This is a genomic window from Aliivibrio thorii (assembly GCF_057368585.1).
In genome coordinates this window covers 3,032,810-3,058,939 of the sequence record NZ_CM170654.1, presented here as the reverse complement: position 1 = coordinate 3,058,939, position 26,130 = coordinate 3,032,810, and the positions used below count along the sequence as shown (strand labels likewise).

At 40.5% G+C, this 26,130-nt stretch carries 26 protein-coding genes; 14 read left to right on the top strand and 12 right to left on the bottom strand.

Annotated features, from left to right (window positions below; translation table 11 throughout):
* Window positions 1-65: 65 nt before the first annotated feature.
* The 10 genes from AC2IP4_RS14170 to glmU all read left to right on the top strand — a co-directional run bounded on the left by AC2IP4_RS14170 (window position 66) and on the right by glmU (window position 8,577).
* Window positions 66-455, top strand: coding sequence for a F0F1 ATP synthase subunit I (locus AC2IP4_RS14170; protein ID WP_060993472.1), 390 nt, complete (start codon window positions 66-68; stop codon window positions 453-455).
* 8 nt (window positions 456-463) lie between these two features.
* A complete protein-coding gene (gene atpB / locus AC2IP4_RS14165) occupies window positions 464-1,261 on the top strand; it encodes a F0F1 ATP synthase subunit A (protein ID WP_060993473.1) in 798 nt (265 codons plus the stop codon).
* A gap of 45 nt (window positions 1,262-1,306) precedes the next feature.
* The gene (gene atpE, locus AC2IP4_RS14160; RefSeq protein ID WP_004411110.1) at window positions 1,307-1,564 is read left to right on the top strand and encodes a F0F1 ATP synthase subunit C; all 258 of its coding nucleotides are present in this window, start codon (window positions 1,307-1,309) and stop codon (window positions 1,562-1,564) included.
* Between the two features lie 56 nt (window positions 1,565-1,620).
* Window positions 1,621-2,091: a F0F1 ATP synthase subunit B gene (atpF, locus tag AC2IP4_RS14155; RefSeq protein ID WP_060993474.1), complete on the top strand. Its 471-nt coding sequence runs from the start codon at window positions 1,621-1,623 to the stop codon at window positions 2,089-2,091.
* A gap of 17 nt (window positions 2,092-2,108) precedes the next feature.
* Window positions 2,109-2,642: a F0F1 ATP synthase subunit delta gene (gene atpH / locus AC2IP4_RS14150; RefSeq protein ID WP_486310434.1), complete on the top strand. Its 534-nt coding sequence runs from the start codon at window positions 2,109-2,111 to the stop codon at window positions 2,640-2,642.
* A 13-nt stretch (window positions 2,643-2,655) separates the two neighbouring features.
* A complete protein-coding gene (atpA, locus tag AC2IP4_RS14145) occupies window positions 2,656-4,197 on the top strand; it encodes a F0F1 ATP synthase subunit alpha (RefSeq protein WP_375321456.1) in 1,542 nt (513 codons plus the stop codon).
* A 45-nt stretch (window positions 4,198-4,242) separates the two neighbouring features.
* A complete protein-coding gene (gene atpG / locus AC2IP4_RS14140) occupies window positions 4,243-5,109 on the top strand; it encodes a F0F1 ATP synthase subunit gamma (protein WP_060993477.1) in 867 nt (288 codons plus the stop codon).
* A 33-nt stretch (window positions 5,110-5,142) separates the two neighbouring features.
* Complete coding sequence (gene atpD, locus AC2IP4_RS14135; RefSeq protein ID WP_375321455.1) at window positions 5,143-6,546, top strand: F0F1 ATP synthase subunit beta; 1,404 nt, start codon at window positions 5,143-5,145, stop codon at window positions 6,544-6,546.
* 18 nt (window positions 6,547-6,564) lie between these two features.
* The gene (locus AC2IP4_RS14130; protein WP_375321454.1) at window positions 6,565-6,987 is read left to right on the top strand and encodes a F0F1 ATP synthase subunit epsilon; all 423 of its coding nucleotides are present in this window, start codon (window positions 6,565-6,567) and stop codon (window positions 6,985-6,987) included.
* A 231-nt stretch (window positions 6,988-7,218) separates the two neighbouring features.
* Window positions 7,219-8,577 (top strand): bifunctional UDP-N-acetylglucosamine diphosphorylase/glucosamine-1-phosphate N-acetyltransferase GlmU, encoded by a 1,359-nt coding sequence (gene glmU, locus AC2IP4_RS14125; protein ID WP_486310433.1) that lies wholly within the window; start codon window positions 7,219-7,221, stop codon window positions 8,575-8,577.
* A 150-nt stretch (window positions 8,578-8,727) separates the two neighbouring features.
* Here the strand turns inward: glmU and cspE are convergent, their stop codons facing one another.
* The 5 genes from cspE to ilvG form a co-directional block, all read right to left on the bottom strand.
* Entirely contained in the window at window positions 8,728-8,937 is a 210-nt protein-coding gene (cspE, locus tag AC2IP4_RS14120) for a transcription antiterminator/RNA stability regulator CspE (RefSeq protein ID WP_060993481.1), read from the bottom strand.
* 277 nt (window positions 8,938-9,214) lie between these two features.
* The gene (gene ilvA, locus AC2IP4_RS14115; RefSeq protein ID WP_486310432.1) at window positions 9,215-10,747 is read right to left on the bottom strand and encodes a threonine ammonia-lyase, biosynthetic; all 1,533 of its coding nucleotides are present in this window, start codon (window positions 10,745-10,747) and stop codon (window positions 9,215-9,217) included.
* Between the two features lie 4 nt (window positions 10,748-10,751).
* Window positions 10,752-12,608 (bottom strand): dihydroxy-acid dehydratase, encoded by a 1,857-nt coding sequence (gene ilvD / locus AC2IP4_RS14110; protein ID WP_486310431.1) that lies wholly within the window; start codon window positions 12,606-12,608, stop codon window positions 10,752-10,754.
* 20 nt (window positions 12,609-12,628) lie between these two features.
* Window positions 12,629-12,874 carry an acetolactate synthase 2 small subunit gene (ilvM, locus tag AC2IP4_RS14105; RefSeq protein ID WP_060993484.1) on the bottom strand — a complete coding sequence of 82 codons (246 nt, stop codon included), beginning with the start codon at window positions 12,872-12,874 and terminating at the stop codon, window positions 12,629-12,631.
* Window positions 12,874-14,520 carry an acetolactate synthase 2 catalytic subunit gene (ilvG, locus tag AC2IP4_RS14100; protein ID WP_486306856.1) on the bottom strand — a complete coding sequence of 549 codons (1,647 nt, stop codon included), beginning with the start codon at window positions 14,518-14,520 and terminating at the stop codon, window positions 12,874-12,876. Before ilvG ends, ilvM begins: the two co-directional genes overlap by 1 nt.
* Before the next feature lie 405 nt (window positions 14,521-14,925).
* Here ilvG and AC2IP4_RS14095 point away from each other — a divergent pair, with 405 nt between their 5' ends.
* Together AC2IP4_RS14095 and AC2IP4_RS14090 are read left to right on the top strand one after the other, a co-directional pair.
* A complete protein-coding gene (locus AC2IP4_RS14095) occupies window positions 14,926-16,452 on the top strand; it encodes a YifB family Mg chelatase-like AAA ATPase (RefSeq protein WP_486310430.1) in 1,527 nt (508 codons plus the stop codon).
* 99 nt (window positions 16,453-16,551) lie between these two features.
* The gene (locus AC2IP4_RS14090; RefSeq protein WP_486306846.1) at window positions 16,552-17,409 is read left to right on the top strand and encodes an acyltransferase; all 858 of its coding nucleotides are present in this window, start codon (window positions 16,552-16,554) and stop codon (window positions 17,407-17,409) included.
* A gap of 74 nt (window positions 17,410-17,483) precedes the next feature.
* Here AC2IP4_RS14090 and AC2IP4_RS14085 read toward each other — a convergent pair whose 3' ends face one another.
* The 5 genes from AC2IP4_RS14085 to AC2IP4_RS14065 all read right to left on the bottom strand — a co-directional run bounded on the left by AC2IP4_RS14085 (window position 17,484) and on the right by AC2IP4_RS14065 (window position 21,440).
* A complete protein-coding gene (locus AC2IP4_RS14085) occupies window positions 17,484-18,083 on the bottom strand; it encodes a thiol:disulfide interchange protein DsbA/DsbL (RefSeq protein WP_181044702.1) in 600 nt (199 codons plus the stop codon).
* A gap of 90 nt (window positions 18,084-18,173) precedes the next feature.
* Complete coding sequence (locus AC2IP4_RS14080) at window positions 18,174-19,157, bottom strand: serine/threonine protein kinase (RefSeq protein WP_181044695.1); 984 nt, start codon at window positions 19,155-19,157, stop codon at window positions 18,174-18,176.
* 57 nt (window positions 19,158-19,214) lie between these two features.
* Complete coding sequence (gene ccoG / locus AC2IP4_RS14075; RefSeq protein ID WP_375321447.1) at window positions 19,215-20,633, bottom strand: cytochrome c oxidase accessory protein CcoG; 1,419 nt, start codon at window positions 20,631-20,633, stop codon at window positions 19,215-19,217.
* A gap of 259 nt (window positions 20,634-20,892) precedes the next feature.
* Window positions 20,893-21,156, bottom strand: a complete 264-nt coding sequence (locus AC2IP4_RS14070; protein WP_375321446.1) for a YihD family protein — start codon at window positions 21,154-21,156, stop codon at window positions 20,893-20,895.
* A gap of 116 nt (window positions 21,157-21,272) precedes the next feature.
* Window positions 21,273-21,440 (bottom strand): hypothetical protein, encoded by a 168-nt coding sequence (locus tag AC2IP4_RS14065; RefSeq protein ID WP_105056613.1) that lies wholly within the window; start codon window positions 21,438-21,440, stop codon window positions 21,273-21,275.
* Window positions 21,441-21,681: 241 nt separating this feature from the next.
* Here AC2IP4_RS14065 and AC2IP4_RS14060 point away from each other — a divergent pair, with 241 nt between their 5' ends.
* Together AC2IP4_RS14060 and trhA are read left to right on the top strand one after the other, a co-directional pair.
* On the top strand, window positions 21,682-22,470 hold the full coding sequence (locus AC2IP4_RS14060; RefSeq protein ID WP_375321445.1) for a sporulation protein: 789 nt from the start codon (window positions 21,682-21,684) through the stop codon (window positions 22,468-22,470).
* A 99-nt stretch (window positions 22,471-22,569) separates the two neighbouring features.
* Window positions 22,570-23,217 (top strand): PAQR family membrane homeostasis protein TrhA, encoded by a 648-nt coding sequence (trhA, locus tag AC2IP4_RS14055; protein ID WP_105056611.1) that lies wholly within the window; start codon window positions 22,570-22,572, stop codon window positions 23,215-23,217.
* 74 nt (window positions 23,218-23,291) lie between these two features.
* On the opposite strand, the gene AC2IP4_RS14050 is transcribed toward trhA, so the two are convergent.
* The gene (locus tag AC2IP4_RS14050) at window positions 23,292-24,737 is read right to left on the bottom strand and encodes a TrkH family potassium uptake protein (protein ID WP_375321444.1); all 1,446 of its coding nucleotides are present in this window, start codon (window positions 24,735-24,737) and stop codon (window positions 23,292-23,294) included.
* Window positions 24,738-24,739: 2 nt separating this feature from the next.
* Window positions 24,740-26,116: a Trk system potassium transporter TrkA gene (gene trkA, locus AC2IP4_RS14045; RefSeq protein WP_060993495.1), complete on the bottom strand. Its 1,377-nt coding sequence runs from the start codon at window positions 26,114-26,116 to the stop codon at window positions 24,740-24,742.
* Window positions 26,117-26,130: the final 14 nt, after the last annotated feature.

The window sequence follows — 26,130 nt, the reverse complement described above, 5'->3', positions numbered from 1 at the left end:
TTTTGCAAAATCTTTGCTTTATGTTGATATATATCAAAGCAAAGGTGCTTTAAAAGGAAGAATACATGGTAGTTACGCTAGCTAAACCTGGGCGTTTGCTTGCTAAGCGATTGTTATTGATTCAGCTTAGTGTCACTACAGTTATGACAATAGGGATGAGTATAGCCGTTAGTGCTAGTTGGGGAATGTCTGCATTGATAGGCGGTAGTATTTTTATTATTGCGAATTCAGTGTTTTCAAAATGCGCATTTATGTTCAGTGGAGCAAGAGCGGCTAAAATGGTTGCTGCTTTTTTCTATTTGGGTGAAGTGCTTAAAATTCTTATAACAATTGTCTTATTTTCTATTGTTTACGTGTATACGGAGGTGGAACTTGTTCCCCTCAAACTAACCTATTTGCTGGTACTGGGTAGTAATATCTTTGCACCAGTTTTCTTTATTAACAACAGGAAATAGGAAAAGTTATGTCTGCGTCAACGCCTACTGAATATATTAATCATCACCTGCAGAATCTCTCTTTAGGGAAGTTAGGCATTGTTGATGAATTAAGTTTTTGGAATGTGCATATAGACAGTTTGTTTTTTTCTGTGCTAACAGGTGTGTTATTCCTTTGGGTATTTCGTTCTGTAGCTAAGAAATCAACGACTGGAGTACCAGGTAAATTACAGTGTTTCGTCGAAATGGTAGTTGAATTCGTTGATAGTAACGTAAAAGAGACTTTCCACGGCAGAAACCCTTTGGTTGCTCCATTAGCTTTAACCATATTTTGTTGGGTAATTATAATGAATGTCATGGATTTAGTTCCTATTGATTTCATTCCTTACTCTGCTGAACATTTGCTAGGTATCCCTTATCTTAAAGTGGTTCCAACAGCTGATGTAAACATTACTATGGCGATGGCTCTTGGTGTGTTTGCTTTGATGATTTATTACAGCATTAAAGTAAAAGGCCTAGGTGGTTTTGCAAAAGAATTAGCATTACATCCATTTAACCATTGGCTCATGATCCCGTTCAACTTACTTATTGAAGTAGTTTCGCTATTAGCTAAACCTCTTTCGTTAGGTATGCGTTTGTTTGGTAACATGTTTGCTGGTGAAGTGGTATTTATCCTAATTGCTGCAATGTTACCGTGGTATTTACAATGGGTCGGTGCGTTACCTTGGGCTATTTTCCATATTTTGGTTATCTTAATCCAAGCATTTGTTTTCATGATGTTGACTATAGTTTATATGTCAATGGCTCATGAAGATGGCGATCATTAATTTAAATTTTTAATACAACTCTATCTATTCAATTGGAGAATATAAATGGAAACCGTTCTTAGTTTTTCAGCTATCGCAGTAGCTATTATTGTTGGTCTTTGTGCTGTAGGTACAGCAATTGGTTTTGCTATTCTTGGTGGTAAGTTTCTGGAAGGCGCAGCTCGTCAACCTGAAATGGCTCCAATGTTACAAGTTAAGATGTTCATCATCGCTGGTCTATTGGATGCGGTTCCAATGATCGGTATCGTTATCGCGCTACTATTCACATTTGCTAACCCATTTGTTGGTCAACTAGCAGGCTAATCTAGCCTTTTGCTAATTGAATTTTTGTAGCTGATTCTTAACGAGGGGTAGCTGTTGTGAATATGAACGCAACTCTGCTTGGTCAAGCAATCGCTTTCGCACTGTTTGTTTGGTTCTGCATGAAATATGTATGGCCACCAATCATGGAAGCGATCGAGGAACGTCAGAAGAAAATTGCTGACGGTTTATCTGCCGCTGAACGCGCAGCTAAAGACCTTGATTTGGCACAAGCCAATGCTTCTGATCAACTGAAAGAAGCAAAACGCGCTGCAACTGAGATCATCGAACAAGCGAACAAACGTAAAGGCCAAATTTTGGATGAAGCTCGTGAAGAAGCTTTGACTGAACGTCAAAAAATTCTTACACAAGGTGAAGCTGAACTTGAGTCTGAACGTAAACGTGCTCGTGATGAACTGCGTAAACAAGTTGCAACTCTGGCTGTGATTGGTGCCGAGAAGATCTTAGAGCGTTCTATTGATATAGAATCTCAAAGAGATATTCTTGATAACATCACTGCGAAATTGTAAGTAAAAGGGGGCAAGATATGTCAACAATGACAACCATCGCACGCCCCTACGCGAAAGCAGCTTTTGACTTTGCGGTCGAAAAAGGCGAATTGGACCTATGGGTTCAAATGCTAACTTTTTGTTCAGAAGTATCAAAAAATGAAGATGTTGCTCAGTTACTTGATGGTACTATTGCATCAGATAAACTGTCAGAAATCTTTATTTCAATTTGTGGTGAACAACTGAACGAGTTTGGACAAAATCTAATCCATGTTATGGCTGAAAACGGCCGTTTGAAGATTTTACCTAGTGTGTTAGAGCAATTTATCTTTTTAAAGCATGAGCTTGAAAAAGAAATTGATGCTGAAGTTACTTCAGCAATTGAACTGACTGAGCAGCAAAAAGCTGACATTAGTGCCAAACTTGAAGCTCGTCTAGAGCGTAAAGTGAAGCTGAATTGTAGCGTAGATGAGGCCCTGTTAGCTGGGGTCATAATTCGAGCCGGAGACCTAGTCATTGATAACTCAGCACGTGGCCGTTTGAGCCGCCTGAGTGAAACATTGCAGTCTTGATGGGGAATGGAGCATGCAACTTAATTCCACGGAAATTAGCGACCTAATCAAACAACGTATTGAAAAATTTAACGTTGTAAGTGAAGCTCGTAATGAAGGTACAATCGTTTCGGTAAGCGACGGTATCATTCGTATCCACGGCCTTGCAGATGTTATGCAAGGCGAAATGATTGAATTACCGGGTGGCCGTTATGCGCTAGCACTTAACCTTGAGCGTGACTCAGTTGGTGCTGTTGTAATGGGCCCATATGCTGACCTACAGGAAGGCATGAAAGTAACAGGTACTGGTCGTATCCTTGAAGTGCCAGTAGGTCCTGAAATGCTAGGTCGTGTTGTAAACACACTTGGTGAGCCAATTGATGGTAAAGGCCCTATTGATGCGAAACTGACTTCTCCAGTAGAAGTGATTGCACCTGGTGTAATCGATCGTAAATCAGTAGACCAACCTGTACAAACTGGCTATAAGTCAGTTGACTCAATGATCCCAATCGGCCGTGGTCAGCGTGAGCTAATCATCGGCGACCGTCAGACTGGTAAAACAGCAATGGCGATCGATGCGATCATTAACCAGAAGAATTCTGGTATTTTCTCAATCTATGTTGCGATTGGCCAAAAGGCATCAACAATTGCTAACGTAGTTCGCAAATTAGAAGAGCACGGTGCGTTAGCTAATACTATCGTTGTTGTTGCATCAGCTTCTGAATCTGCTGCGTTGCAATACCTTGCACCGTACTCAGGTTGTGCGATGGGTGAATACTTCCGTGACCGCGGTGAAGACGCTCTGATTGTTTATGATGACTTATCTAAACAAGCGGTAGCTTATCGTCAGATTTCTCTACTACTGAAACGTCCACCAGGTCGTGAAGCATTCCCTGGCGACGTATTCTATTTACACTCTCGCCTACTAGAGCGTGCTGCTCGTGTAAGTGAAGCGTATGTTGAGAAATTCACTAATGGTGAAGTGAAAGGTAAAACTGGTTCTTTAACTGCTCTACCTATCATCGAAACTCAAGCTGGTGACGTATCTGCATTCGTACCAACCAACGTAATCTCGATTACTGATGGTCAGATCTTCCTACAAACAGAACTGTTCACTGCTGGTGTTCGTCCTGCGGTAGATCCTGGTATCTCTGTATCTCGTGTAGGTGGTGCTGCGCAAACTAAGATCATTAAGAAACTGTCTGGTGGTATTCGTACTGCGCTTGCACAGTATCGTGAACTTGCAGCATTTGCTCAGTTCTCATCTGATCTTGATGACGCGACTAAAAAGCAACTGGATCACGGTGAAAAAGTAACTGAACTTATGAAACAGAAACAGTACGCTCCAATGTCTGTTTTTGATCAAGCGTTAGTTATCTTTACAGCTGAGAAAGGCTATTTGAATGATGTTGAGCTTTCTAAGCTTGCTGATTTTGAAGAAGCTCTGCTGTCGTATGCTCGTGGTCAATTTGCCGATCTAGCAACAGAGATCGACTCATCGGGTGCTTGGAATAATGAAATTGAAGCTCAGTTCGTGAAACTGGTTGAAGATTTCAAAGCAACCCAGACCTGGTAATTCGTTGGTGACCTGTTATGGGTCACCCGAAAACGGAGAGTAACGATGGCCGGTGCGAAAGAGATTCGTAACAAGATCGGGAGTGTAAAAAGCACTCAAAAGATCACGAAAGCAATGGAAATGGTAGCCGCTTCTAAAATGCGTCGCTCGCAAGAGTCGATGGCTGCGTCTCGTCCATATGCTGACACAATACGTAAAGTAATCGGTCATTTAGCGCTTGGTAGCCTTGAGTATCGTCATCCGTATCTTGAGGAACGCGAAGCTAAGCGTGTTGGTTACATTGTTATTTCTAGTGACCGTGGTTTGTGTGGTGGCTTAAACATTAACTTGTTTAAAAAAGTCATGGCAGAAATGAATACATGGTCAAAAGATGGTGTTGAAATTGATTTAGCCGTTATCGGTTCTAAAGCGACAGCATTTTTTAATAGCTATGGCGGTAACGTTATTGCTCAAAACTCTGGCTTAGGTGATAACCCAAGTCTTGAAGAATTGATCGGTAGTGTTGGCGTTATGCTAAAGAAATACGATGAAGGCCAGCTGGATCGCCTGTATGTAGTGAACAATAAGTTCATTAATACTATGGTACAAGAGCCAGCAATTGACCAATTACTTCCTTTGCCTAAATCTGAAGATGAAGCAATGAAACGTACTCATTCTTGGGATTACATTTATGAACCTGAGCCTAAGCTACTACTAGATACATTATTGGTTCGATACGTTGAATCACAAGTATATCAGGGTGTAGTTGAAAACTTAGCGTGCGAACATGTAGCGCGAATGATTGCGATGAAAGCAGCGACTGATAACGCTGGTGACATCATTGATGAACTGCAACTTGTGTATAACAAAGCCCGTCAATCGGCGATTACACAAGAGCTTTCTGAAATTGTTTCAGGCGCATCAGCGGTTTAAGCATAGGTATTTAAACAGTTTAGAGGATTAACGATGACTACAGGTAAGATCGTACAGATCATCGGTGCGGTAGTCGATGTAGAGTTCCCACAAGGCAATGTACCTCGTGTATACGATGCTTTGAATGTTGTTGATGCAAAAGAGCGTCTTGTTCTTGAAGTGCAACAGCAAATCGGTGGCGGCGTAGTGCGCTGTATCGTAATGGGTAGCTCAGATGGTTTACGTCGTGGCTTAACAGTAGAAAATACTGGCGCGCCAATTACTGTTCCAGTGGGTACTAAAACTTTAGGCCGTATCATGAACGTTCTTGGTGACGCGATTGATGAGTGTGGCGAGATTGGTGCTGAAGAGCATTATTCAATTCACCGCGAAGCGCCTAGCTATGAAGAGCAGTCTAACTCGACTGAACTTTTAGAAACGGGTGTTAAAGTAATCGACTTAATTTGTCCATTCGCTAAGGGTGGTAAAATCGGTCTATTCGGTGGTGCTGGTGTAGGTAAGACTGTCAACATGATGGAACTTATCAACAACATCGCACTACAACACTCTGGCCTATCTGTATTTGCAGGTGTAGGTGAGCGTACTCGTGAAGGTAATGATTTCTACTTTGAGATGCAGGAAGCTGGTGTTGTAAACATCGAAAAACCTGAAGAATCAAAAGTAGCGATGGTTTACGGTCAAATGAATGAGCCACCAGGTAACCGTTTACGCGTTGCTTTGACTGGTCTAACAATGGCAGAACGTTTCCGTGACGAAGGTCGTGACGTTTTACTATTCATTGATAACATCTATCGTTATACGCTAGCGGGAACTGAAGTATCAGCTCTACTAGGTCGTATGCCATCAGCGGTAGGTTACCAACCTACACTAGCTGAAGAGATGGGTGTTCTTCAGGAGCGTATTACTTCAACTCGTAGTGGCTCTATCACTTCAGTTCAAGCGGTATATGTACCTGCGGATGACTTAACGGATCCATCTCCAGCAACAACGTTTGCTCACTTAGATGCGACAGTTGTACTTAACCGTAATATCGCATCTATGGGTTTATACCCTGCGATTGACCCGTTAGATTCTACATCTCGTCAACTTGATCCACTTGTTGTTGGTCAAGAGCACTATGATATCGCTCGTAATGTTCAATCAACATTACAGCGTTATAAAGAGCTAAAAGATATCATCGCTATCCTAGGTATGGACGAGCTATCTGAAGAAGATAAGCAAGTTGTATCTCGTGCTCGTAAGATTGAGAAGTTCTTAACTCAACCTTACCACGTAGCTGAAGTATTCACGGGTGACCCTGGTATTTACGTACCGCTTAAAGACACATTAGCTGGCTTTAAAGGTTTATTAGCTGGTGATTACGATGACGTTCCTGAGCAAGCCTTCATGTACTGCGGTAAAATTGAAGACGCGCTTGAGAATGCGAAGAAGCTATAAGGCTGATTAGGAGGCGATATGGCAGCAATGACCTTTCACCTGGACGTTGTAAGTGCTGAGAAAAAACTATTCTCAGGACTGGTTGAAACGATTCAGGTGACCGGTAGCGAAGGTGAACTTGGTATTTTCCATGGTCACGCACCGCTGCTGACCGCTATCACGCCTGGTATGGTGCGTATTGTTAAACAACATGGCCACGAAGAAATTATTTATATTTCTGGTGGTATTGTTGAGGTTCAACCTGGTTCGGCAACTGTTCTTGCAGATGCAGCTATCCGTGGTGAAGACCTAGACGCAGCTAAGGCAGAAGAAGCTAAACGCAAGGCTGAGGAGAATATCCGTAATCAGCATAGCGACATTAACTTCGCTCAAGCGGCCAGTGATTTGGCTAAAGCGATCGCACAGCTTCGAGTTATCGAACTGACAAAACGTTCGCGTTAATCAAGCACCATTAGAAAGAAGGCGACCTATATGGTCGCCTTTTCTTTATTGTTCGTTGTAATTCTTACTAATCTCTCACCCTATCGTCTATTTTTTAGCATATAATTTAACCCTCATATTAATCCCATTAGTTATTCACTCATAAAATGATGCAGTAAATAATGGATTTAGTATTTTTGGTATTAACGAGCTAGGCAAATTAAGTCAGCATAAAAATAAAATGGGCTTCCTATGAACTTCAGTGCAGTAATTTTGGCAGCGGGTAAAGGCACTCGCATGTATTCAAATAAACCTAAAGTACTTCATACTTTAGCAGGTAAGCCAATGGCTAAGCATGTTATTGATACATGTGAAGGTCTTGGGGCTAAAAACATCCATCTTGTGTATGGTCACGGCGGTGATCAAATGCAAGCTGAGCTAGGTCAAGAGCGAGTAACATGGGTTCTTCAAGCTGAGCAACTTGGTACTGGTCATGCAGTTAATCAAGCGTCGCCAGAATTTGCTGATGATGAAAAAGTATTAATTCTTTATGGTGATGTTCCACTTATCAGCGCTGAAACAGTCGAAAACTTATTAGATGCTCAACCAACTGGTGGTATCGCTTTACTTACTGTTGTTTTAGATAATCCTATGGGGTATGGGCGTATTATTCGTCGTAATGGTCCTGTTATAGCGATTGTAGAGCAGAAAGATGCGACAGAAGAACAGAAGCTTATTAAAGAGATCAACACTGGTGTAATGGTTGCTACTGGCGGTGATTTAAAACGTTGGTTAGCGGCTCTTAAAAATGAAAACGCGCAAGGTGAATATTATCTAACAGATATTATTGCTGCTGCTCATGATGAAGGTCGTGCTGTTGAAGCGGTGCATCCTGTTAGCCCTATTGAAGTTGAAGGCGTGAATGATCGTGCTCAATTAGCGCGTTTAGAAAGAGCATTTCAATCAGCACAAGCACAAAAGTTATTAGAGCAAGGAGTTATGCTTCGTGATCCTAGTCGCTTTGATCTAAGAGGATCATTACAGTGCGGTATGGATATCGAGATCGACGTAAACGTAATCATCGAAGGTAATGTAACATTGGGTGATAATGTTGTTATTGGTGCCGGCTGTGTACTGAAAGACTGTGAGATTGATGACAATACCATTGTTCGTCCATACAGTGTTATTGAAGGCGCTACGGTTGGTGAAGATTGTACTGTTGGTCCATTTACTCGTTTGCGTCCAGGCGCAGAGCTTTGTAATGATGCCCATGTAGGTAACTTCGTTGAAGTGAAAAATGTACGTTTAGGTGAAGGCTCTAAAGCAAATCATTTAACATACCTTGGTGATGCTGAAATTGGTCAACGTGTAAATGTTGGTGCTGGTGTCATTACATGTAATTACGATGGTGCCAATAAATTTAAAACAATCATTGGTGATGATGTATTTGTTGGTTCTGATAGTCAACTGATCGCTCCGGTTACTATTGCTAATGGCGCGACAGTCGGTGCTGGTTCAACAGTAACTAAAGACGTTAGTGAAAATGAATTATACATTAGTCGTGCGAAAGAGCGTCGAATTGCTAACTGGCAGCGTCCTGCTAAAAAATAATTAATCTGTAGTGTATGGATAGTAAAAAAGAAGTCACTTAGGCTTCTTTTTTATGTCTATAATTTGTGCTTAATTGTTTTACTCAAATTGCAGATAAAAAAAATGCCGACCGAAGTCAGCATTTTTTAGAATTCAATTCGAAAATTCGAATTACTCACCAACAACGTTAGCTGCTTGTGGGCCTTTTTGACCTTGTTCAACTTCGAAAGAAACCTTTTGGCCTTCTTTCAGAGTTTTGAAGCCTTCAGATGCGATAGCACGGAAGTGAACGAATACGTCAGCGCCGCCGTTATCTTGAGTAATGAAGCCGAAACCTTTCTCTTCGTTAAACCACTTAACGATACCAGTTGTTTTAGACATAATATATATCCTAATTTTTTTAATTAAATAATTCGCATAATGCGAAGTTGTAGCCATAAAGAATTATTTATTTGAGGTAAAACATATGTATAAAAAGCTTCAAGCATAACTGGTAAAGCAGTATAACGAAGGTTTCAAAAGCATAATATTACAGATAAATAGGTCTGTTTACAGGCCGAGAAAAATAATAGCATTTTTTAACCGATTGTATAGCATAATTTCAAAAATGAATGAAAATAAGGCTAAAATTTACTTAGCCTTATTACGCCGTACGGTCTTAGGATAAAAAGAATTGATAAGCTAGATTATCGGTTTCATCTTTCCATTGATATCCAAGTTCTTTAAGGTGTTTTGAAAAACTAACAAGATCAGAATCCGTTAGTTCAAAACCACATAAAACACGGCCATAGTCAGCACCATGGTTACGATAATTAAAGAGGCTTATATTCCAATGAGTACCTAAGGTACTTAAGAATTTAACTAACGCGCCAGGATATTCTGGAAACTCAAAGCTATATAATTTTTCGTTTAATGACTTAGAGGGCTTTCCTCCAATCATGTAACGAATATGAAGCTTTGCCATTTCATTATCAGACAGATCAACAACAGGGTAATCTCCTTGCTGTAAATCAGTAATGATATTATCTAGCTCTTGCTGCCCTTCTTGTAATCGAACACCGACAAAAATATTCGCTGATTTATCATCGCTATAACGGTAGTTAAACTCAGTAACTGCTCGACCGCCAATAAGGTTACAAAATTCGAAAAATGCCCCTTGGCGCTCGGGAATCGTAACTGCTAGTAATCCTTCTCTTTTTTCACCAAGCTCACATCGTTCAGAAACATAACGTAAACCATGAAAATTAGTGTTTGCGCCAGAAAGAACCGTCGCTAACTGCTTACCTTTCAGTTGATGTTTATCGGCGAATTTTTTGAGACCTGCGAGTGCTAATGCGCCTGATGGTTCAGCAATTGCACGAGTATCTTCAAAAATGTCTTTGACGGCAGCGCAGATTTCATCGCTAGAAACGGTAATATGTCCATCAATATATTTTTGGCATAAACGGAATGTTTCATCCCCAATGCGTTTTACGGCGACACCATCAGCAAACATACTTACTTGATCTAGAACGACGGGTTCTCCTGCATCTAAGGCTGCTTTTAAACAAGCTGAGTCTTCCGGTTCTACAGCAATGACTTTAATTTCAGGCATTAATTGTTTAATAAGAACAGCAACACCAGCGGCTAAACCACCACCACCAACAGGAACAAAAATATAATCTAAATGCCCATTTTGTTGTAGCATTTCCATTCCTATTGTTCCTTGACCAGCTATCACAAGTGGATGATCAAATGGAGGAACAAATGTATAACCATGGAGTTCTGATAAGCGTTCTGCTTCTGCTTTGGCTTCATCAAAATTACTGCCATGAAGAACCACATTGCCGCCAAAGCCTTTTACCGCTTCTACTTTTATATCTGGAGTGGTGCGTGGCATAACTATTGTGGTTTGAATTCCAAGTTTAGTACCAGATAACGCCATTCCTTGAGCATGGTTTCCTGCAGATGCCGCGATAACGCCAGCTTTCTTTTGCTCTTCAGTTAGACTAGAAACCATATTGTAAGCGCCACGAAGCTTGAATGAGTGAACCGGTTGACGGTCTTCTCGCTTCAATTGAACTCGGTTTTGAATACGTTCTGACAAACGAGGCATATCTTGAAGTGGTGTCACTGTGGCCACTTCATAGATTGGTGCTCGTAAGATCTGACGCAGATATTCTGCGCCAGTTTGATTAGAAGGTGTAGGCATAAACTTATCCCTCTAACTTAGATTTATCACGTACTGCACCTTTGTCTGCACTAGTTGCCATCATTGCATAGGCTTTTAATGCAAAAGAGACTTCACGTTGACGATTGACGGGTTTCCAGCCTAATTGGTCTTGTTTCACTCGACGTTCAGCCAATTCCACGTCAGATACATCAAGAGTAATTGAGCGACTTGGAATATCAATCGTAATGATGTCGCCTGTATTTACTAAACCAATAGTACCACCACTTGCAGCTTCTGGAGATACATGGCCAATAGAAAGACCTGAAGTGCCACCAGAGAAGCGACCATCAGTAAGAAGCGCGCACGCTTTACCTAGTCCCATCGATTTAAGATAAGTGGTTGGGTACAGCATTTCTTGCATTCCAGGGCCACCTTTAGGTCCTTCGTAGCGAATAACCACAACTTCCCCAGCTTTTACTTTTCCGCCTAGAATACCTTCTACAGCACTGTCTTGGCTTTCAAATACAATCGCAGGGCCTTGGAATTTTAGATTATCTTCATCGACACCTGCCGTTTTGACAATACAGCCATCGATTGCAATATTGCCAGAAAGGACCGCTAGGCCACCTTCTTGGCTAAAAGCGTTCTCTTTTGTTCGAATACAGCCATTTTCGCGATCGTCATCTAGGCGATCCCAACGGCAATCTTGTGAGAAAGCTTTGGTGGTTCGAATGCCAGCAGGACCTGCGCGGAAGAACTTAAGTACCGCTTCATCTTCAGTTTGCATAATGTCGTATTGGGCTAGCTGTTCTTTCATTGTTAAGCCAAGTACGGTATTGGTATCACCATTAAGTAGGCCTGCACGATCTAATTCACCAAGAATAGCCATAACACCACCAGCACGGTGAACGTCTTCCATATGATATTTAGGCGTTGATGGAGCGACTTTACATAGGTGAGGTACACGACGAGACATTTCATCAATGTCACCCATATCAAAATCAATATCGCCCTCTTGAGCTGACGCAAGAAGGTGAAGAACGGTATTACTTGATCCCCCCATTGCAATATCAAGTGCCATCGCATTTTCAAACGCAGCACGGTTCGCAATATTGCGTGGTAATGCGGAATCATCCCCTTGCTCATAATAGCGTTTCGTTAATTCAACGACACGTTTACCGGCATTGATAAACAGTTGTTCACGATCAGCGTGAGTAGCTAGCATTGAGCCATTACCCGGTTGAGATAAACCAAGTGCTTCAGTTAGGCAGTTCATCGAGTTAGCCGTAAACATACCAGAACAAGAACCACAAGTTGGGCATGCAGAGCGCTCTACTTGCTCACTTTGTTCATCTGAAATTGTTGGATCGGCGCCTTGGATCATTGCGTCGACAAGATCCAGCTTGATGATTTGATCTGAAAGCTTAGTCTTACCTGCTTCCATTGGGCCACCAGACACAAAGATCACCGGAATGTTAAGACGCATTGCTGCCATCATCATTCCTGGAGTTATTTTGTCACAGTTAGAAATACAAACCATAGCATCGGCACAGTGAGCATTGACCATGTATTCAACAGAGTCGGCAATCAGCTCACGTGACGGTAGTGAATAAAGCATGCCACCGTGACCCATTGCAATACCATCATCAACAGCAATGGTATTAAATTCTTTAGCAATACCACCTGCTTTTTCTATTTCCCCTGCAACCAGTTGGCCCATGTCTTTTAGATGAACGTGACCCGGAACAAATTGAGTAAATGAGTTTACCACTGCAATAATTGGCTTACCAAAATCTTCTTCTTTTACGCCTGTAGCGCGCCACAGTGCACGAGCACCAGCCATGTTACGGCCATGAGTTGTGGTGGCTGAACGGTATTTGTTTTTAGGAGTCGTAGACATTATTTTAATCCTTTAAATTTTTATGCGCGATGTAAGGTAGATACGTTTACAGCGGTAATATCCCAAAGCTTCTCTATTTGATTGGTTAGAAGGCTAATTGGACGATCACTTTCTACAATAATTTCGATAGCGGCAACCCCGTCAGATTGATTCTGGGTTGCCAATACTTGTTTAATAGAAAAGCCACGGTGACGAATAACACGTAATACGCGTTCTAATAGTACTGGTTTATCTGTCGCTTTAATTTCTAAAATATAACGTTGCATTATTCACCCTCCACCATATCTTGGTTTGCGGCACCTGGCGGAACAAGTGGCCATACATTTTCTTCTTCAGAGATAAGCACATGCAGCATATACGCTGTTTTACTTTCTAGTAGTTCTTTTAGTGCTGGCTCTACTTCTTCTTTACGAGTGATCGTTTTTCCAGGGATATTAAAGGCAGCAGCTAATGCGACAAAGTCAGGGTTATCATCAAGGATAGTTTCACTATGACGGCCATCAAAGAAAAGTGATTGCCATTGACGAACCATACCTAGGCGCTGATTGTTTAATAGCACCATTTTTACAGGAATTTGCTTACGCTTTAATGTGCCTAGTTCTTGAACGTTCATCATAAATGAACCATCACCAGTGATAAGAATGGACTCATCATTAGGGCGAGCGACTTTAGCTCCCATTGCTGCAGGTAAGCCAAACCCCATAGTGCCAAGACCTGCAGAGGTTAAGTAGTTTTCAGGAGCTCGGGGTTGAATGTGCTGGGCAGCCCACATTTGATGCTGACCAACATCGGTAGCAACAATAGAGCTGTCTGGCATCATGTCTGATAGCTGCTTTAGTAATAATGGTGCGTAGATTAGATCGCCGGGATGATCGTAACGCCATTTAAATTCAGTACGCAGAGTAGAAACATGTTCTAACCATGGAGTTATATCTTGAGAGGCAGTTAATTGAGGTAAAACAACATTAATGTCGCCACGTAATGTGGAGTGAGCGTGACGAAGTTTATTGAATTCTGCAGCATCTATATCTATATGAATAACTTTAGCGTGAGGGGCGAAACCCTCAAGCTTGCCTGTGACTCGGTCATCAAAGCGAGCACCAACAACGATTAATAAATCAGATTCTTGTACGATAAGGTTTGCAGCCTTAGTACCATGCATGCCTACCATACCTAAGTAATGAGGATCATGACGAGCAATCGATCCTAATCCTTTTAGTGTGCTGACTGAAGGCATAGGATTGTTGTTTAAAAATTCACGTACGGCATCAGTAGCATGAGCCAATTGAACGCCACCACCAACATATAAAACAGGCTTTTTACTTGATTTTAAAATGACTTGTGCGGCTTCAATACTTTCAGGAGATACGACAGGAATACTTGGTGCTTCAAAATGAGGAAGAGAAGTAACTGGCGCTTCGGCAACTTGCACATCTTTGGCTATATCGATTAATACGGGTCCTGGTCGGCCAGATTTAGCAACTTCAAAGGCCTCAGCAATGACTGGTGCCAGTTCATTGATGTCAGTAACAAGATAACTGTGTTTGGTACAAGAGAGAGACATACCAATGACATCCATCTCTTGGAAGGCATCAGTACCAATGAGGTGACTAGCAACTTGTCCAGTGATAGCAACAAGGGGAATAGAGTCAAGCATTGCATCAGCAAGACCTGTAATTAGGTTGGTTGCACCTGGGCCTGAAGTCGCAAGACAAACCGCAACGTCTTTATTGGCTCGTGCCATACCAATTGCAGCCATTGCTGCACCTTGTTCATGCCGACATAAAATGTGTTCTACACCGCCGTCATACAAGGCGTCATAGATAGGCATAATTGCCCCACCTGGATAACCAAAAACGGTTGTGATCCCTTCATCTCTTAAAGCTTTAACTACTAATTGTGAGCCATTCATACACTGTCGCTCCCTGCGTGAGTGATTCTTTCTCTATTCTTGCACATCATGCGCTCCCATTTCTTCCTGAATTCATAAAAAAACCCCCTTGCTTATGAGCTTGGGGGTTTTAAGTGTGCGTTACTGTTGCTACTTTTTGCTCACACATCCCCGCGCGGTGACCAGAATCACCACGAGAATGTTAATAATTAGAATATTCAGTTGAGCAAACAAGGTCATTTAATCTATCCGTAAACGTGTTTTTTTTGATAATTCGTTACATTAACTTAGTGGTAACACAGACATGGCTCTCATGACAAGAAAAAACTCTCATTTTATTCACAATTCTCGTTCATTTAGCGCTTATATATAACAAATCAATAAAAAGCGTAGAAATAGTCGCTTTATAAATCATTGGGTAGGGAAATGGGATTAGCAATAATACACAGCCGAGCGTGCGTAGGGGTTGAGGCACCAGAAGTAACCGTTGAGGTTCATATCAGCAATGGAATGCCTGGATTTAGTCTTGTTGGGTTGCCAGAAACCACAGTTAAAGAAGCAAAAGACAGGGTAAGAAGTGCGATCATTAATGCGAACTTTGAATTCCCATCAAAACGAATTACAGTAAATTTAGCACCTGCAGATTTACCTAAAGAAGGAGGTCGATTTGATCTCCCTATTGCGCTTGGTATTCTTGCTGCTTCAGATCAGATCCCAGAGACAAAATTGGAGGGGCATGAATTTGTTGGTGAGTTAGCATTATCGGGAGAGCTTAGAAAGGTAAAGGGTGTTTTACCTGCAGCACTTGCTTCATTAAAGTCAAATCGTTGCTTGGTTGTTCCTGATGATAATGGTGATCAGGCTGCATTGGTGGGTAAAGATATTCATAAATCAGCGCCTCATTTATTGTTTGTATGTGGTTTTTTATGTGGTCAACAACAGCTTGGGTTATTAACGTCCTCTCCTGTTGATGAGCCGATGCAATCGCTTGAGCGTGATCTGCAAGATATTATCGGACAGCAACAAGGCAAAAGAGCATTAGAGATAGCTGCAGCAGGTGGGCATAATCTTTTATACCTTGGCCCTCCGGGGACAGGGAAAACAATGTTGGCCTCTCGTATGAGTGATTTACTTCCGGAGATGACTAATGATGAAGCGCTAGAAACCGCGGCTGTGGCTTCATTAACTCATCAAAATATTACGGAATCTAATTGGCGTGCTCGTCCGTTTCGTTCTCCACATCATTCTAGCTCTATGGCCGCTTTGGTTGGTGGCGGATCAATTCCTAGACCGGGAGAAATTTCACTAGCTCATAATGGTATTTTATTTTTGGACGAAATGCCTGAGTTTGAAAGAAAGGTACTTGATTCACTGCGTGAGCCATTAGAGTCTGGAGAGATTGTCATTTCCCGTGCAGCAAGTAAGACTCGATTCCCTGCTCGTTTTCAATTGGTTGGGGCATTAAATCCTAGTCCTACAGGGTATTATGAAGGGAATCAAACTCGTACTAATCCTCAATTAATACTCCGTTACCTTAATCGAATTTCAGGCCCTTTGCTTGACCGTTTTGATATGTCATTAGAGATACCTCTATTACCTAAAGGAACACTAACAGAAGGAGGAGATAGAGGAGAGTCGACACAAAAAGTAAAGGAGAGAGTCCTTGTTGCTCGCGCCCGAATGCTTGAACGCAGTAATAAGGTGAATGCTTTATTAGGCAGCAGAGAGGTCGAGAAATATTGCCCATTAATAAAGGAAGATGCGGCATTTTTAGAAAATACACTTCATCAACTTGGCCTTTCTATTCGTGCTTATCATCGAATAATTAAAGTGTCGAGAACCATTGCAGATCTAGCAGGAGAAGAACAAATTCAACGGATTCACCTTGCTGAAGCTGTTGGATATAGAGCAATGGACCGCTTGTTAAAGCAACTTACTGCTCAGGCTGTGTAGTACTTTTTTATCTAGATGGGCGTAAAGATGATTACAAAAACAAAGTGAGGCTTGTTATGATATGAGCAATTTTCACCCTGTTAATAAATGAAGAACCTTATGTTTGCTAATATTCGACTGGTTATCAGTGTTTTGCTTGTTATGCTTAATACAGCGTTAACCTCTTTGATTATCAGTTTTTTTGCTGTTATCAAACTCATACTTCCTTTTTATTTTATAAAAAAAACCACAGTATCAATGGCAAATAAAACCTTATGGGGTTGGGCTACATTGAATCTTTGGATGTTGAATGTGAATAACACCATTGAATGGGTTATTGATGGTGGTGATGAACTTTCTCAAGATAAATGGTATTTGCTTCTTTCTAACCATGTTAGCTGGGCTGATATTGTTATATTGTCATCGGTGATGAAAGATAAAATACCAATGACCAAATTCTTTTTAAAGCATGAATTACTTTATGTCCCGTTTGTAGGTCTAGCGTGCTGGGGGGCTGATATGCCTTTTATGCGTCGTGATCCTGAACGCCGTGAAGATGATTTTAAAGCGATTCAAAAATCATGTGAAAACTTTCGTTCAGTACCAACAACCGTGGTTAACTTTGTTGAAGGAACACGAGCAACGCCAGAAAAATTAAAAGAAGCACGTACGCCTTATCAGTATTTATTTAAGCCAAAGATAGGTGGAATAGCCTTTACTCTTTCTGCTATGGGGGAGTTATTTGATGGTATTGTGGATGTTACTTTAGCTTACCCTGAGAATCAGGATTCTCCTTTTATTGATATGTTGCAAGGCAAGTTGACTAAAGTGGTTGTTCGTATTAATTTGCACGAAAATGATGAGAAAGTGAATGGTGATTATTTTGGTGATAAAGCGTTTAAACGCAGCTTCCATAAGTGGATAAATGATTTATGGAAAGAGAAGGATGAGTACTTGCAAGGTATTTTAAATAAATGAATTTAGATATATAAAAAGGGAGAGATAATTCGCTCCCTTTTTAGTATCTGTTTTTTCAGGGTAATACAGTTTAACTACTTTTTAAGTAACCAGTTAACTAATTCATAGTATTCTTCTGAACTTTGAATTTTGCCAGTTTCAACAAGATATTTATTGTTAACGATAAGAGCAGGAACACCCGTTAGGCCGCTGTCTTGGAAAGCTTTATCGAAGCGGTTAACCATAGAATTAATTGCAAAGCTATTGTAAGTACCATCAAATTCATCAGCGTTCACGCCTTCATCTAAGAAGATTTGACGAATTTCTTTTTCATTACGTGGTGGCTTGTTCATGGCATGAATACGGTTGAAAAAAACAGGAATCATTTTATCTTCAACACCAAGAGATACCATTGTTGCATAAGCTTTACTCATCGATAGGCCCATTTTTCCACCCATGAATGAAACGTGTGTTTTCTTAAAAGTCGCATTATCTGGCAGTGTTTTTTTCAATCCCTGAATCAGTGGTTCAAAGCTATTACAATGCGGGCAGTAGAAAGAAAAGAACTCGTTTACTGTTGGTGTTTTTGATTCAGGAAGGTCTAAAACTTTATAGTAATCCCCTTCTGTAAAGTTTGCTGCGTTAACTGAAAAACTTAGCGCTAAAGCACCAAACAGTGCCATCATTTTCTTCATCATGTGTAACTTTCTCCAATCCATTTGTGTTTGTTTTATTATGTTAGCTTGTTATGTCATTTACAGACATAGCAGCTTATTTAAACGATATCACCATTGTGGCATTAGCTCTAAAGGTGCGTCATTTAAGGCTGCAATTTGTTCTTTAAAGCCTAGAACTTGGCTTTCCCAGTATTTTGCGTCGGCAAACCATGGAAATGCAATAGGAAAAGCAGGATCTTGCCAGCGTTTTGCTAGCCATGCCATGTAGTGTACCATTCGTAGACCACGTAAAGGCTCAATTAGTTTCAGTTGGTTGTGGTCAAAATCGCAATATTCAGAATAAGCTTCAACGAGAATATCTAACTGAACTAATTTATCGTGTCGTTCTCCATTTAAAAGCATCCAAATATCTTGGGCTGCAGGACCGTTTCTTGCGTCATCTAAATCAACAAATAGTGGACCATCTCGCCATAAAATATTACTAGGATGACAGTCGCCATGTAAACGGATTGCTTTACTTGGTTGCCAATGTTCTTCTATTCGGCCAATTAACATATCAAGATCAGAAAAGAAGCTATTTTCTAAATGTGATGGGATGAAAGAGCTATTCTCTAATAATTTACGAGGTTGATATAGATATTCGTCTAGTCCGAATGTTGGGCGGTGAGTAAATAGCTCGGATTCTCCAACTTTATGAATTCGGCCTAAAAATCTACCCACCCATTCAAGCTGATCAAAGTTATCCACTTCAAATGTGCGACCACCTAAACTATTAAATAGAGCAAACCAATAACCGTTAGCAAAGTGAAGCGTTTTACCATTTATTTCTACGGGGGCAGCAATGGGAATATCTTGTTGAACAAGTTGCTGAGCAAAAAGATGCTCTTCTAATATTTGAGCTTCAGACCAACGCTGAGGTCGATAGAATTTAACGACATAACGACGTCTTTCTTCATCTGTGAATTGATAAACACGATTCTCGTAGCTGTTTAAAGCTAAAAAACCTGATTCAGCTCGAATACCGATATCAGCAAGGGCGTTCCATAATATATCAGGGGTGAGGGTACTGAAATTAAAGGCATGTTCAGACATAGTTATTCTCAAATAAAAAGGGCTCATTATGAGCCTTTTGAGTCAATAATAGAGTAATTATAGCGGTTTAAAGAAACGGCTTTCTGCTTTTATTACTTGTTGTTCATTATTTTTAATTTCAAAAACAATGGTAGTAATTGGTGTTGTTAAGTTATCAGCACTGATACCTAAGCTGATCGGTAAACTAAACACTTCACCGGGATCGACATTTACACTATTAGAACCATACCAAGTCACTCCTTCCAAACCAACAACAGACAGGTGGTAATCTTGTTTTTGTTGCGTTTTGTTGATGATTTTTAGTGTGTAGGTATTTTCAACTAATCCAGCATTGTTAATCCGAGATAGTTGGTTTCTATCTCGTAATACATCAAGTCCCATAGGATCTACTGTTGCAATTTGAGCAAAGAATAAACCCATCATTAAAGTCATCACCAGCCCGTAACCAATCAGTTTTGGACGCATAATATGAGTTTTATGTCCTGCAAGTTTGTGTTCGGTTGTATAGCTAATAAGATCTTTTTCGTAACCCATTTTACGCATAGTTTCATTACATGCATCAATACAAGCTCCGCAATTAATGCATTCATATTGTAGGCCGTCTCGAATATCAATGCCAGTAGGGCAAACTTGAACGCATAAATTACAATCAATACAGTCGCCTAGCCCTAGTTCTTTATTATCTTTCTTGCGGGATCTTGGTCCTCGAGCTTCGCCTCGCTTGGGATCATAGCCAACAATATAAGTATCTTTATCAAACATTGCAGATTGAAAGCGAGCATAGGGACACATATGTAAACAAACAATAGAGCGCATCCATCCTGCGTTACCGTAAGTACAGGCGGCAAAAAAGAGTATCCAAAATGCTGGTAAAAAATCACTATTGAAGGTGAAGAAATCGATCACAAGCTCTTTGACTGGAACGAAATATCCAACGAAGGTTAAGCCTGTTGCGATAGCTATCGCTACCCATGCTATGTGTTTGATGGTTTTTCTTACCAGTAAATTTGAGGTCATTGGTATTTGGTCTTGCTTACGTCGCTTGTTGGCAGGGCCTTCTAGCTTTTCCTCAAACCAGATATACATAAAAGTCCAAACGGTTTGAGGACAAAGATAACCACACCATACTCGGCCTAAAAAGGTGGTAATAAAAAAGAGGCCGAAAGCGGCTATAACAAACAATAAAGCAAGTAATGTGAGATCTTGAGGGAATAACGTAGTGCCAAAAAAATTAAATTGTTGGCTACCTATATCTAATAAAATGGCTTGGCGCTCACCAAATGAAATCCAAGGTGTTAAAACAAAGAGAGCAAGTAAAAACCAGCCACCATAACGGCGTAGTTTTTGAAATGCCCCTTTACTTTGACGCACATAAATACCGGAATTAGGGTTAAAGCGATCACTGCTAGACTTATGTGTTTTGGGATTAAATTGTTTTGGAGTCACATCTTTGATGTCGATCTTATCCTGACTCATTATTCTTCCTATTATTTTTATGGGTATCCCATGGTAGTTTATTGAGCATAACTACTTATTTGTTTGAGATATTAAGACATTGCGGCTGAATTATAGCCTGATGAATAAGTGGAGTTCGTAAGAAGGTTCAAATTTAGTTAAAAAAGTGTGTTTTATTTGAGGAGAAAACGATCATTTTTATTGATATACCCAAGTAAGAGTTATTGAAACGTTTCAGAAATTACTTGGGTATAGAGTAGAAGTTAGTACTGTTGGTTACTTATAGTAGTCCACGAGCTCTTAAAATAGCGGTTTTAAAATCATCTTCTTGGTCTTTTGCAAGACCAGGGATCATTTCTGTTTTTTCGCTGTTACGCATTTTTAGATGATAAATAAGAACGTCATCGGTTAGGTCTTCTAACTTGCCTTCGTACTTCGTTTCCTCTACTAGTTTCATAATAAACTGCATAAGATTTAGTTCTGGTTCTTTTTTCCACTCAGGGTGGATTAATTCGATTAATTCATTAACGCGGTGGCATTTCATTGAGCATTCTCCCTATAATTATTAGGGTTAGTATATCTAAGTTATAAAAGATGTTAAGCGGGATGTAATGGTTGTTCTTAGAAAAAAAAGCGTAACCAATAGGCTACGCTTTTTAATTATGCTGCAAATGAAACTTCTTTTAGAGTTTCTGGTTTTTCTGAAACTACTAAAGTCATTTCAGGGACGTTCTTTTTCGTTACCGCAACTTTTACAAAGTGGCTGCGACGACGATCCACGCTGTGCGTTGAAGCAGAGCGTGAGAACCTGACAGTCATAGGACGCATTGTCGATCTCTATAGCCAGGCACTTCCTTGGCCAAATTAATGACCTAACTATTTATGAGTTACACCAAGGTGGAACTCTTTTCTAGCTTTCGCAATCCATATAAATAGTTAGGATTATGTGTTTAAAAAACACCCATTAAGGGTATCATAAACTGTTAATTAGTCGAGGTGCATCTCAACGTATTTTTACGATCTAGGTAATAATAACTGTATAAAAATATGGATGAGTTAGGAGATAAGAATGTCTTTTTTTAAGAAAACGTTGGCGTCATTAGGCATTGGTTCTGCGAATGTTGACACGATCATTCATCATGAAGTATTGATCCCTGGACAAAAGGTGTCGGTGACAATAGAAGTGACTGGTGGGGCAACGGCTCAGCAAATTGATAATATTGATTTGAAGTTATGCTGCCAATATAAAAAAGAAGTTAAACGTAATCGTGATAACAGCTCACATACACAAATTATCAAACAAACTCATGTGTTGGCCGATTGGAGCTTACCTTATGTGTTTATGATAGAGCCCAAACAAGAACGAAAGTTTGAAATAGAATTAGATTTACCACTCAATACTCCGGTGACTATTGGTGAATCTAAAGTGTGGGTACAAACAGGACTAGATATTTCTTTAGGCTTAGATCCAACAGATAAAGATCCGATTACCGTTCGGCCAGAAGCATTACTTGATGGGGTGCTAACAGCGTTAGAAACCGAAGGGCTGCGCATTCGTCAGGTTGAGTGCGAGCATGTTGAAGGGTTTGATTTACCTTTTGTACAAGAGTTTGAATTTGTTCCTTTTGATGGCCCATATCATGGTCGCTGGCGTGAACTTGAGTTAATCGCTTATAGAAATAATGACGAATTAGAGCTGTGGTTTGAGGTTGATAGAAGACACCAAGGAGGAGTATTGAACCTATTATCTTCAGTGTTAAGTAGTGGGGATTTAAAGCGTAAATTAGTGCTCTCAACAACATTATCCCCAGAAGATGCTGGCCAACAAGTTATTGATTTCTTAAATCAAACAACATAATTCATTATTTTGGTGAAAAATCGCCACATTTAAGCTTACAACTGTACGCTTAAATGTGGCATACTTATCTTATCGAGTAATCACTCTATGGGATAATTAATGTCTACTCTTACCCCTTATTCAAAAAAAGAAGAATTAGCCAATAGCCTAACTCATGGTTTAGGACTTATTTTTGGTGTTGTTGCATTAATATTATTGCTTGTTAAGGCATATGCTGTTGATGCAGATTGGCTTACAATGGTAAGTATGTCTGTTTATGGTATTAGTATTATTTTACTGTTTTTGGCTTCAACGCTATACCATTCTATTGCAGCACCTAAAGCAAAGCGTTTATTAAAAACCCTTGATCACTGTGCCATATTTTTGCTTATCGCGGGTAGTTACACTCCCTATCTATTAGTGAGTTTGCGTACCCCTCTAGCCTATTGGTTGATGGCTGTTATTTGGGCTATTGCTTTGATTGGAATTATAGGCAAGATTGTTTTTGTGTATCGGTTTAAAAAATTGTCACTAATAACTTATCTTGTTATGGGTTGGTTATCCGTTATTGCGGTTTATCAGTTAGTCATTCATATTGATATTAATGGCGTTATTTTATTAGGCCTTGGTGGTGTGATTTATTCTTTAGGGGTTATTTTTTATGTCGCGAAGAAGATCCCATATAACCATGCAATTTGGCATTTGTTTGTATTAGGTGGTTGTATTACCCAATTTCTATCAATCTATTACTACGTAAAACCAGTTTAAATACAACTTTCTGATTATAAAAAATGGCCTAGTGCGTAAACACTAGGTCATTTTTTATATTACGGTAATAGGTATTAACCCTTCCAAAACGCGGGGAAGAAAAGAACTAATACCGTCAGTATTTCTAAGCGTCCCATTAACATACCAATACTTAATATCCACTTTGCCGTATCAGGCAATGTGGCAAAGTTTCCTGTTGGGCCCACAATGTGCCCCATTCCCGGTCCTACGTTAGCCACTGCTGTGACTGCACTGGTTATACTTGTAACAGGATCAAGACCTAAACTACCTAATAGGGCTGAGATAACGATGATGGTAAGAATAAAAGTAAATACTAAGGCAACCACTGAGCGGGCAATATCATCAGTTACAGGACGTCCATTATAGCGTTGAACAAATATTCCTGACGGGTGTATTAATTTCATCATTTGTTTATTGAGCATGGTGGAGGCGATTTGAAAGCGGAATATTTTAATACCACCAGCAGTGGAGCCTGAACATGCACCAGTTAACATTACAAAGGCAAAAATAATTGCAGGAAAGGCACCCCAAGCAGTGAAATCATCCAAACCAAATCCTGTGGTTGTAACAACAGATATGATATTGAATACAGAAACACGTAAGGCATCCATGATTTTATAATCATTATGAACAACGAGCCAAGCTGCAATTAATAAGCTGGTGATTAAGACCAACTTAAGGTAACCAACGACTTGAGCATCTTTAAATAGAACCTTAGGATCCCGCTTTTTAAGCACCTGAATAAACAGTAAGAAAGGCAAACCGCCAGCAAACATAAAGAAAGAAGCAACCCAATGAGTACTATTGGAAAATCGATTCATAGAGCTGTCTGATGTAGAGTAACCACCCGTGGATAACGTGGTAAAAGCGTGGTTTATTGCCTCAAACGGTGTCATCCCTGTAACCAAGTAACTTAAAAAACATAAGAGCGTTAAGCTTAAATAGACACTGACTATGTATTTGGCTACATATTTGGTTCTTGGTGCGCTTTTTTCTGACCAATCAGAGGATTCTGTTTGGAACAATCGCATGCCACCTACATTTAACATCGGCAAGATAGCTACTGCCATTACGATAAAGCCGACACCACCAAGCCATTGCAGAGTCGAGCGCCACAGTAGAATACTTGGTGCCATATCATCTAAGCCACTGAGAACCGTTGAACCTGTCGTTGTTATCCCTGACATGGTTTCAAAGTAAGCGTCAGTAAAGCTAATGTGGTTGATAAATACAAAAGGCAGAGCTGCAAAGGCGCTAGCTATTGTCCATACGAGTGTAGTGATAAGAAACATATCCCGCACGTTCATTTTAAACTGCTTACTGCGACCCAAAGTTAAACAAGCAAATGCCACTATGTGTGTAATAGCAACCGCTTGTGCAAATTCGATAAAACCACCTGTACCAGTAAATAAGGCAACAAGGGTTGGGATATACATGAATAGGGCTAGCTTAGACAGCACAAGCCCTATAACAAATAAGATCGGTTTGTAGTTAACCATAATTACAAGAAGAACGGACTCGGTTGGAATAAACGCTCAACATCCTGAACGTATTTTTTATCCACTAGGAACATAACAACGTGATCATCCTGTTCGATCACAGTCTTATCGTGTGCGATGAGGACTTCTTCGCCACGAACAATCGCACCAATGGTTGTACCTGGTGGAAGTTTGATGTGTTGTACTTCTTTACCAACCACTTTAGAGGTCGTTTCATCACCATGAGCAATTGCCTCAATCGCTTCAGCTGCGCCACGACGAAGAGAAGAGACATTTACAATATCAGCACGGCGAACATGAGTTAATAGTGCTGAGATCGTTGCTTGTTGCGGAGAAATAGCAACATCAATCACGCCTCCTTGAACTAAATCGACATAAGCACCACGTTGGATCAGTACCATTACCTTTTTGGCCCCCATGCGTTTCGCAAGCATGGCTGACATGATGTTGGCTTCATCTTCGTTGGTTACCGCAATGAAGACATCAACTTGGTCGATATGCTCTTCACTAAGTAACTCTTGATCGGCTGCATCGCCACAGAAGACAATACTTTCTTCAAGCAACTCTGATAATTGCTCTGCGCGTTTCATGTTACGTTCAATGAGCTTAACGCTGTAGTTTTGCTCTAAACGTCTCGCAAGACCTGCACCGATATTACCGCCACCAACAATCATAATTCGTTTGTATGGACGCTCTAAACGTTGCAGTTCACTCATTACTGAACGAATGTGATTACTTGCTGCAACAAAGAAAACCTCATCATCGGCTTCAATAACAGTTGTTCCTTGAGGTCGAATAGGACGACCTTGACGGAAAATTGCCGCAACACGAGTATCAATATGAGGCATATGATCACGAAGTGCAGATAGTGCGTTTCCGACAAGTGGGCCGCCATAGTAGGCTTTTACTGCTACCAAGCTAACTTTTTTCTCAGCAAAACTCGCCACTTGGAGTGCGCCAGGGTATTCAATTAGACGCTCGATATAGCCCGTAACTAACTCTTCTGGTGCGATGAGATGATCAACAGGAATAGCATCTGATTGAAATAAACGCTCTTTTTCTTTTAGGTATTCAGGTGAGCGAATACGAGCAATACGGTTAGGAGTATTGAAAATAGTAAAGGCTATCTGACAAGCAATCATATTGGTTTCGTCAGAGTTGGTTACGGCAACCAACATATCAGCATCTTGTGCACCAGCCTCTCTTAAGGTATCTGGGTGACTGGCAAATCCTTGAACTACGCGTAAGTCGTATTTATCTTGTAACTCACGCAGTCGCTCTGAACTCTTATCAACAACCGTAATGTCGTTGTTTTCGCCAACCAAGTTTTCAGCTAGTGTGCCGCCAACCTGCCCTGCACCTAAGATTATGATTTTCATACCGCTTGCTCGCT